2 protein-coding genes are annotated in these 1743 nt (G+C 53.1%); both read right to left on the bottom strand.

The features are described 5' to 3' along the window. The coding region (locus ACOSYY_RS06885; RefSeq protein ID WP_526023298.1) for a M16 family metallopeptidase at positions 1 to 307 on the bottom strand (307 nt) is incomplete at its 3' end. 162 nt (positions 308 to 469) lie between these two features. Further along, positions 470 to 1531, bottom strand: a complete 1062-nt coding sequence (rlmN, locus tag ACOSYY_RS06880; protein WP_421661527.1) for a dual-specificity RNA methyltransferase RlmN — start codon at positions 1529 to 1531, stop codon at positions 470 to 472. Positions 1532 to 1743 lie beyond the last annotated feature (212 nt).

Below are 1743 nucleotides of genomic sequence, written 5' to 3'. Positions count from 1 at the left end.
TATCCAATGTCAGACCCTGCATACGGTCGGCTTCCAGTTCCAAAGCCAGTGGGACACGATCAGCAGCTACATTTTCGAAATAGGCCGTGAAGTCTTGCCCGGTAAATGCGTTATCGACCCCGCCGTTCTTCCGAATGATCCTGGAAAATGAACCTTTCGGATATTTCACCGTGCCTTTGAACATCATGTGTTCGAGCATGTGCGAGAGTCCGGCCCGGCCCATGACCTCGTTTCGGGATCCCACCTTGTACCACACCTGCACTGTAGCCACCGGTGCCTTGGGGACTTCAACAAGCAGCACCTTCATTCCGTTAGAAAGAATGTATTCGCTCAGTTCTGCTCCAAGGCAAAATGTGGGAAGGCCGGAGATGACAAGCGCTCCGACAAGACAGGTATACCAGGCCAATTGAGAAGTCGAATTATTCATGATGGGAGAATTGATCATGCTAGCAATGAGGTTCGATGGGTGTCAAGGTTGGTGAAGAAGACCGGCGGAGAGATTGCCTAGTTGACCACAGGCGCCCAACACGTCTCGCCCGCGGCTCTTTCTCACGAACACATCGAGATCGGCGTCACGAAGGAGCGACTGAAACAGGAGAACGCTCTGTTGCGATGGGCGACGAAAATGACTGCCTGGAAATTCGTTGAACGGAATCAGATTGACCTTACATCGCATGCCTTTCAGTAACTGAACAAGTCGCCGGGCATCACTTGGCTGATCATTCACATCGGCCAGCAGGACATATTCAAATGTCAGTCGTTGATGGGAAGCGAGTGGATAGCGGCGGCAGGCCGCGAGGAGTGCTTTTAGAGAGGCCAGTTCGCTCGCCGCAGGCATTAACTTGCGGCGTTGCTCTTCGGTCGTTGCATTGAGAGAGACAGCCAGATTCACCCCAAGGCCAGCGACTTCTCCTAAGCGAGACGCCAGTCCTGCTGTCGAAACCGTAATGCGTCGACGCGACCACCCGAGACCCCACGGCTTGTTCGTCAGCCCGGTCACCGCAGCTTTCAGCGTGTCCAGATTGGCTAAAGGTTCTCCCATCCCCATGAACACAAGGTTGGTCAGACGTTCTCCGATACTCAACAAATCTTGCGCCGTTAAGACTTGGTCAATGATTTCATGGAGCTTGAGGTTGCGCTTTAGTCCCATTCTTCCGGTCAGGCAAAAGCTGCAATCCAACTGACACCCGACCTGTGTTGATACGCAGAGCGTCAGTCTTTCGTCATCCGGGATCAGTACGGACTCAATCGTCATGCCGTCATCAAGCGCGAACAGCAATTTGCGCGTTCCGTCCTGTGAGGATAGGACTGTCGCATTGGGAGAGCGACCGACCTTGGTGGATCGAGATAATATCGAACGAGTGTGCAAGGGAAGATCTGTCATCTCGGTCACCATCCGCACTCGTCGTTGGTACAGCCAGCGCATGATTTGCGTGGCTCGATAGTCCGGCCAGGCCTGAGCGCGGACAAATTTCACCATCTGAGATTCGGTGAAAGCCAAGAGGGGTGTCTGTGTAGTCGGATCCGACATGAGTCAAACTGCATTCATAATTTTTGCGGAAGTAGAGCCTATCATAGCGGAAAGCTGCTCGCCTATGGAGCTATCTTGATCATGTGGCCCGAAACTTCTTCCATTGTGGGCGGCCCTGTATATAATGAAGGTGGATGAAAGTCGGCCAACTCTCGTGAAAGTCTCAACTACGTATCACCTGCTCATCGGCTGCACGCTGGCGTTCGTGTCTG

It is taken from the genome of Nitrospira sp. BLG_2, assembly GCF_049222245.1.
The sequence above is the reverse complement of the archived record's forward strand: the minus strand, read 5'-3'. Positions and strand labels throughout refer to the sequence as shown.